Raw genomic sequence first — 4414 nt, forward strand, 5'->3', positions numbered from 1 at the left:
CGCCGGCGCTGGAACAGGCGAGAACCGGTGCGTCGGGGAACTCCGCCGTCGCGGCCAGCACGCCGGTGACGACGTCGTCGAGGGTGGTCGGGGACTGCGCCGTGGCCAGCAGCGCGCCGGTGGCGGGATCGACGAGCGCGGCCTTGGTGAACGTCGATCCGATGTCGACGCAGGCGAGTCCCGTCACGCGCGGACCCTATCGGCGGCCGCCTGGCCGACGGATGGCCCTCCGGGGCCACGGAACGGCCCGATCGGCCCGGAGGCGGCGGGCAGGGAACCGGTGCCCGCTCCCCGATCCCCTGCGAGGTCCCCGTGTACCTGTCCCAGGCCGACGCAGCGCTCCTCCCCACCCAGCTCGGCGGCCGGCCGGTCGCTCCTCATCCGGCGCAGCCCGGCCGGCGGTTGTGGCCGCTGCTGGGCCCGGCGTTCGTCGCGGCGGTTGCCTACGTCGACCCGGGCAACTTCGCGACCAACTTCTCCGGCGGGGCGTCCTTCGGCTACACGCTCCTCTGGGTGATCGTCGCGGCGAACCTCATGGCGATGCTCATCCAGTCGCTCACGGCCAAGCTGGGGATGGCGACCGGACGCGACCTCGCGACCCTCTGCCGCGAACGGCTCCCCCGTCCGGTGACCCGTGCGCTGTGGCTGCAGGCGGAGGCCGTCGCGATCGCCACCGACCTCGCCGAGATCGTCGGCGGGGCGGTCGCGCTCTACCTGCTGTTCGGGGTCCCGCTGCCGGTCGGCGGGGTGATCACGGCGGTGGCCGCGTTCGTGCTGCTGGCCGCCCAGTCCCGCGGGCACCGGCCGTTCGAGCGTGTGATCGCCGGCCTGCTGTTCGTCATCGGCCTGGGCTTCGGCTACACCCTGATCGGGTCCGGCGTGGACGTGGCCGGTGCGGCGGCCGGGCTGGTGCCGTCGTTCGCCGGCCCGGAGAGCCTCGTGCTGGCCACCGGCATCCTCGGCGCGACGGTGATGCCGCACGTCATCTACGTCCACTCCGCGCTCACGCCCGGCCGGTACGGCGACGCGGTCACCGCGGGCAGGACCGCGGGGGGACGGCGCGGCCTGCTGCGGGCGCAGCGCCTCGACGTGCTGCTCGCGATGGGCTTCGCCGGGCTGATCAACGCCGCCATGCTCGTCGTCGCGGCGCAGCTGTTCACCGGAACCGGGATCGACGGTTCCCTGGAGGCTGTGCACGCCGGTCTGGGCGACCAGCTCGGGCGCGGCGCCGGGATCGTCTTCGGGATCGCGCTGCTCGCGTCCGGGTTCGCGTCGTCCTCGGTCGGGACCCACGCGGGCCAGGTCGTCATGGCCGGTTTCCTGCGCCGCTCCGTGCCGGTCCTGCTGCGGCGGCTGATCACGCTCGCCCCGGCGCTGCTCGTCCTCCTGCTCGGGGCCGACCCGACGACGGCCCTCGTCTGGTCGCAGGTCGTGCTCTGCTTCGGCATCCCGTTCGCCCTCGTGCCGCTGCTCTGGCTGACCAGCCGGCGCGACGTGATGGGCAACTGGGTCAACCGCCGGACGACGACGGCGGTCGGCGCGGGGATCGCGGCCCTCATCATCGGGTTGAACCTGCACCTGCTCGTGCAGCTGACGGTCGGCTGAGCCTCAGGCCTCCGCACGCTGGTCGAGGCCCACGCGCCCGGCCAGCGCGGCCGCCTCGACCCGGCTGGAGACCCGCAGCCGCCGCAGCAGGTGCGCCACCAGCCGTTTCGCCGTCCGTTCGGAGACGTGCAGGGTCGTCGCGATGTCCATCGTGCCGACCCCGGCGGCGATCAGCCGCCAGAGCCGACGCTCGTCCGCGGTGAGCTGACCCGGGATCCCCTCGCCGTCGGTGGGCGCGGCCCGCTCGATCAGGTGGCGCAGCAGCGCCTCGGGCAGCACCGACCAGCCGTCCAGGACTGCGAGCAGCGGCTCGACCAGCGCCTCGGGGTCGGCGGTCTTCGGCAGGAAGCTCGAGGCACCGGCCCGCAGGGCCTCGACGGCCGCGTCCTCGTCGGCCATGCCCGACATGGCGACCACCCGCACCGCGGGCTCCACCCGGCGGATGGCGGCGATCGCCCGGCTGCCGCCCGGCGGGGGCATCTGCACGTCGACGACGGCGACGTCGGCACGGAACCGCTGCACCAGCGCCGCCGCTGCGGAGGCGTCGTCCGTGGTGCCGACGACCCGGACCCGGCCCTCGCTCACCTCGGGCAGGAGGAGCGACAGTCCCCGGGTGAAAAGTGGGTGGTCGTCCACCACAATCACGTCAACGCGTTCGGGACGTGAAACAGAAGCGCCGTCCGTGGCTGATTCCCCCTACCGCCGGCGCGCCCGCGCGCGCTGAGCTGGTCGTGGGACCGGAGGTGCCCGTGATCCTCGCCGTCCACACGTTCCCCCGCCGTTCCATGAAGGCTTCCCTAACCCGCGGATTCCTTCCCCGCCTGCGCCGGAAGCTCACCCGCGGCCGCGACGCCGGGCCGAGCACGGACGACGCCCTGGTCCGGGCCATGTGCCACGACATGCGCGGCTCGCTGACCTGCCTGGAGAGCGCACTCCACCAGTTGGACGTCGCCGGCCCCAGCCGGGTCGACCTGCTCTCCATGGCCCGGGCGCAGGCCGCCCACCTGGCGTCGATGCTGCGCACCGCGGACGCGGCCCGGACCGCGTCCGGGCAGGATCCGCCGGCCGGCAGGCCGCTGCGTGACGTCGTCGCCACCTCCCTGGCGGCCTCCGGGCTGCCACGCCGGCAGCTCACCCTGCACGTCGCCGACTGCGCCGGGGACGTGCTCGTCGGCGACGCCCGGCTGCAGCGGATCCTCGTCAACCTGCTCGAGAACGCGCACCGGCACGGCTGCGGGGAGCCGGTCGAGCTCGCCGTCACCTGCCACGGCGGCTGGGTGGAGCTGGCGGTGACGCAGCCGGGGGTGGCGGCCGCGGTGGTCGCCGGGCACCTCACCACGGCCCGTCCACCGGCGGACCTCACCGGGCTCGGGCTGTGGTCGGTGCAGCGCCAGGCGCACGAGCTCGGTGGCCGGGTGGTCTGCGAGGACGCGGACGGCGCGCTGACGCTGCGGGTGCAGGTCCCCGACCGCTGAGGTTGGCACGGCCGGGCCAGCGGACGGCACCGGCAGGCCACCGGCCGCGGGCAGATCCCCTGCGTGCCCGCTGCCGCGGGTCCGACGACGCAGAGGAGCCCACCGTGTTCACCCACTTCCACGCCCTGCAGTACGAGGCCAAGCCCGACGCACCGGACCCGGACTTCGCCCGCAAGATGCAGGAGGTCCTCGGCGGTCAGTGGGGCGAGATGACCGTCGCCACCCAGTACCTGCTGCAGGGCTGGAACTGCCGGCTCCCCGGCAAGTACAAGGACCTGCTCCTCGCCATCGGCACCGAGGAGCTGGCCCACGTCGAGATGATCGTGACGATGATCGACCGGCTGCTCGACCACATCCCGCTCAAGCCGGATGCCGCCGACCGCACCAAGGAGGCGGCGGCCGGGTACGGGCAGCACAACCCGCAGCACCCGATCGTCAACGGCGCCGGCGCCAGCTACATGGACAGCATGGGCAACCCGTGGACGGGTGCCTACGTCACCGCCAGCGGCAACCTGATGGCCGACTTCATGTACAACGCCACGGCCGAGATGCAGGGCCGGCTGCAGGTGGCCCGGCTGTACAACATGACCGACGACCCCGGCGTGAAGGACCTGCTGCGGTTCCTCATCACCCGCGACCACTACCACCAGCAGCAGTGGTTGGCCGCGATCGAGCAGCTCAAGGAGGAGGGGCTCGAGGGGATCCCGGTGCCGGAGGCGTTCCCGCTGAGCGAGGAGGTCGGCGACCTCGGCTACACGTTCATCGACGCGTCGGACGGACCCGAGGCGGCCAGCGGCCGCTGGGCCTCCGGTCCGTCCATCGACGGCCGGGCCGAGTTCTCGGCGCGGCGGATCGAGGCGACCGCCGACGCACCGATCCTGCCGCCGGGTGACCCGCGGCTGTACCCGACGCCGCAGACGGAGGGCCAGTCGCTCCTCCAGAAGGCGAAGGACATGCTCACCTGAGGTCCGGATCGCCCACCTCGCGCCGTCGTCGTGCCGGCGGTCCCGACCGCCGGCACGACCGGACGTCTCACACCGGAGGTCCCGCCGTGCACCTGCACCTGCCCCACCTGCCGCTCCCCCTGGCCGTGCTGTCGGCCCTCTACGCGCTGGCGATCACCGTCGCCGTCGCGAACCCCGGCCGCCCGACGCTCGCCGGTCTCGTCGTCCTCGCGGGCCTGACCGCCCGCTGGGTCGCCCACCACCGCCGGTCGGTGGCCTCGCGGACCGTCGTCCTGACCACGGACGTCGCCCCGGCTCCCGCCGCACCCGCCTGAACCGCCCCGCGAGAGCCGCGGTGCAGTCGCCGGAGCCGCCCTGCAGCGCGGCTCC

At 74.1% G+C, this 4414-nt stretch carries 6 protein-coding genes; 4 read left to right on the forward strand and 2 right to left on the reverse strand.

The window, feature by feature from the left end; translation table 11 throughout:
- Positions 1 to 187, reverse strand: a 187-nt coding sequence (locus E4P40_RS26455) for a glutamate mutase L (RefSeq protein WP_209305536.1), incomplete at its 3' end; no start/stop codon positions are given.
- Between the two features lie 125 nt (positions 188 to 312).
- Here E4P40_RS26455 and E4P40_RS26460 point away from each other — a divergent pair.
- The gene (locus E4P40_RS26460; RefSeq protein ID WP_209305537.1) at positions 313 to 1605 is read left to right on the forward strand and encodes an Nramp family divalent metal transporter; all 1293 of its coding nucleotides are present in this window, start codon (positions 313 to 315) and stop codon (positions 1603 to 1605) included.
- 3 nt (positions 1606 to 1608) lie between these two features.
- Here E4P40_RS26460 and E4P40_RS26465 read toward each other — a convergent pair whose 3' ends face one another.
- Complete coding sequence (locus E4P40_RS26465) at positions 1609 to 2241, reverse strand: response regulator transcription factor (protein WP_245160613.1); 633 nt, start codon at positions 2239 to 2241, stop codon at positions 1609 to 1611.
- 149 nt (positions 2242 to 2390) lie between these two features.
- Here E4P40_RS26465 and E4P40_RS26470 point away from each other — a divergent pair, with 149 nt between their 5' ends.
- The 3 genes from E4P40_RS26470 to E4P40_RS26480 all read left to right on the forward strand — a co-directional run bounded on the left by E4P40_RS26470 (position 2391) and on the right by E4P40_RS26480 (position 4359).
- Positions 2391 to 3080 carry a HAMP domain-containing sensor histidine kinase gene (locus tag E4P40_RS26470; RefSeq protein ID WP_135161291.1) on the forward strand — a complete coding sequence of 230 codons (690 nt, stop codon included), beginning with the start codon at positions 2391 to 2393 and terminating at the stop codon, positions 3078 to 3080.
- 104 nt (positions 3081 to 3184) lie between these two features.
- Positions 3185 to 4045: a manganese catalase family protein gene (locus E4P40_RS26475; RefSeq protein ID WP_135161292.1), complete on the forward strand. Its 861-nt coding sequence runs from the start codon at positions 3185 to 3187 to the stop codon at positions 4043 to 4045.
- A gap of 86 nt (positions 4046 to 4131) precedes the next feature.
- Positions 4132 to 4359 carry a hypothetical protein gene (locus E4P40_RS26480; protein WP_135161293.1) on the forward strand — a complete coding sequence of 76 codons (228 nt, stop codon included), beginning with the start codon at positions 4132 to 4134 and terminating at the stop codon, positions 4357 to 4359.
- The last annotated feature ends 55 nt before the right edge of the window (positions 4360 to 4414 follow it).

The organism is Blastococcus sp. CT_GayMR20 (assembly GCF_004570345.1).

Coding starts and splice junctions, on each gene's coding strand:
- E4P40_RS26470 (WP_135161291.1), top strand. CDS start 2,391: ATGAAGGCTTCCCTAACCCGCGGATTCCTTCCCCGCCTGCGCCGGAAG.